The 2,353-nt window shown below is 43.1% G+C and carries 3 protein-coding genes; all 3 read right to left on the minus strand.

The annotated features are described in order from the left end of the window. The coding region (locus ACH0QE_RS19820) for a histidine kinase dimerization/phospho-acceptor domain-containing protein (RefSeq protein ID WP_415802196.1) at nucleotides 1-804 on the minus strand (804 nt) is incomplete at its 3' end. Next, nucleotides 791-1,486 carry a response regulator transcription factor gene (locus tag ACH0QE_RS19825; protein WP_415802197.1) on the minus strand — a complete coding sequence of 232 codons (696 nt, stop codon included), beginning with the start codon at nucleotides 1,484-1,486 and terminating at the stop codon, nucleotides 791-793. The genes ACH0QE_RS19820 and ACH0QE_RS19825, both read right to left, overlap by 14 nt. Nucleotides 1,487-1,548: 62 nt before the next feature. Next, on the minus strand, nucleotides 1,549-2,262 hold the full coding sequence (locus ACH0QE_RS19830) for a cytochrome c biogenesis CcdA family protein (RefSeq protein ID WP_415802198.1): 714 nt from the start codon (nucleotides 2,260-2,262) through the stop codon (nucleotides 1,549-1,551). Nucleotides 2,263-2,353 lie beyond the last annotated feature (91 nt).

Raw genomic sequence — 2,353 nt, forward strand, 5'->3', positions numbered from 1 at the left:
AATGTTCCCGCCAGTATCATAATCAATGATATTTTGCAGGAGATTGGATAGGACTTGCTTTAAACCGTCTTCATGGCCAAAAATGGGTGCATGTTCTAAATGCTGATTGACTGTTTCAAATTTGTTCGATAACTTTAGCTGGAAGGCTGCAAGTGATTCTGCCATGACTTCTTTTATATCAGTTACTTCAAACTGTTTCTCAAGAAAGTAAACCTCTTTATTCCATGCGTCAAGCTCAGATATCAGGTCGACAATCCGCGTAATCCGCCTGGATTCCTCCAAAAGAGAGCCAAACAGCTCACGGTCACCCGCCAATACTCCGTTATGTAGGGCTTCAAGATAGCCGTTGATATTCGTTAACGGTGTCCTCAACTCATGGGCGATGTCTCGCAACATTTCTTCCCGTCTTGTCTGTACAGCAGAAAGAGTTTCTGCCATCGCATTGAAATTGGTTACAAGTTCACCCAATTCACCGCTTGCAGTGACATCAATCTTTGAAGGAATCTTGCCTTCTTTTATGTGGTTGGCGGCAACTGCCATTGTCTTAACCGGCTGCACAATCCGCTTTACTGAAAAATAATGCAAAAGCCCCGCAATGACAAATGCTATGACGCTAACCTTGACTAGGAAAGAATTCAAAGTATCAACCAGCTGTGTCCCAGTCACCTGCTGGTTATTGACTAGGAAGCAGGCGTAATCTTTCACGGATATACCTGCTAGCATGATGACAAGCAGGATGACGACGCTGTTGACTGCCACAAGCTTAGATAGTAACAAATTCGCCATGCTTTTAATTCGCCGCAAATTTATACCCCATTCCTCTTACTGTCTGGATATAATCCTTGGGCGTTTTTCCTTTGATTTTTTCCCGGAGATTCTTGATATGGACGTCAATCGTCCGCTCAGTAACGGCTTTTTCATTGTTTTCATAAATGGTGTCTAATATTTGTGTCCTTGATAGGATCTGACCCGGATGCTGCATGAACATATGAAGCAGCCTGAACTCAAAGTTGGTCAAATCGAGTGGTTCGCCGTCGACCATTGCATGGCCTTTAGCAGGTTTAATGGTTAGTCCTGTAAAGGTCAGTTTCCCGCATCGGCTTGCCGTCCTTCTCAGTACTGCCTCAATCCTGACCATCAGCTCAGCAGGGCTGAAAGGTTTTACGACATAGTCATCGGCTCCAAGCTTAAAACCTTCAATCCTGCTTTTTTCAGAAGCCTTTGCGGTCAGCATAATGACTGGCATCATGCTTTCCAGGTCATTGCGAAGCCAGCGGCAAATCTCCTCACCGTTCTTGCCGGGGAGCATCAGGTCAAGTATAAGGATGCATGGATCATATTTTTCAATCATTTCCTGGGCGAGAATACCGTTGTCAGCCTCCAGCACCTCATAGCCTTCATTAGTCAAATAGATCTTAACAAGTGTGCGAATTTTAGGGTCATCTTCAACAACCAGTACACTTTTGCCAATCAGTTCTTTGTTCACAGCTTAGGTCACTCCTTAACACTGCCTTGCATCTCTTTAAAAAAAGCTATACATCAGGGTTCTTAAACTCCGAATAAGCTGTAAGCAGACAGCCAGGCACTGATTTTCTGCATCTGCCCGGAAAGGACAAGGAAGCCCATTCCTACCATTATCATACCATTCACGAGTGCAAGCTTAGAAAGATATTTGTTGATCTTCTTGATTGCCTTTAATGAAAAAGAAATGACAAAAGATATGATAAGGAAAGGAACTGCCATTCCAAGAGAATAAGAAGTCAGCAAGTACATTCCCTGGTATAGCGTATCGGAAGAACTCGCCAACAGCAGGATGGAGGAGAGTGCAAGTCCGACACAAGGAGACCATCCGCTGGCAAACGCCATTCCAAGGAACACTGAACTGAATGCGCCTTTCGATTTTGTTTCAGATTGAACTTTCTTTTCCATCATTAGAAATTTGATATTCAGCAATCCGGCCATCTGCAGGCCGAAAATGATGATCAGCAAACCAGCAATTTGCATCACAATTGTCCGGTAATTCGCGAAAACTTGTCCTAGGAACGATGCCGAGGCACCCATGACGATAAATATCAAGCTAAAACCGACAATGAATCCAAATGACCGGGTAAAAAGGGTTGCACGATCTACAGCAACTTTTGAACCCTCAATTTTCCCGCCGGTCAAATGTGTTATGTAAGCAGGGAGAAGAGGGAACACGCATGGTGAGAAAAATGATAAAATTCCAGCAGTAAACGCAAAAAGTAATCCGATTTCTGTCATTATAATTAGTCACTCCTTTTCTGTTATCTATATTGTGATGTTTTTGTTAAGGGTTAATTAAGAGTGTTTAAAAATATACCCCAGTAAGTAT

This window comes from Mesobacillus sp., from assembly GCF_047739415.1.
In the GTDB taxonomy this organism is placed as follows: domain Bacteria; phylum Bacillota; class Bacilli; order Bacillales; family Cytobacillaceae; genus Mesobacillus.

What these genes read in the sequence shown, in the direction of transcription:
- ACH0QE_RS19830 (WP_415802198.1), bottom strand. Translation starts at nt 2,262, where the DNA reads ATGACAGAAATCGGATTACTTTTTGCGTTTACTGCTGGAATTTTATCA.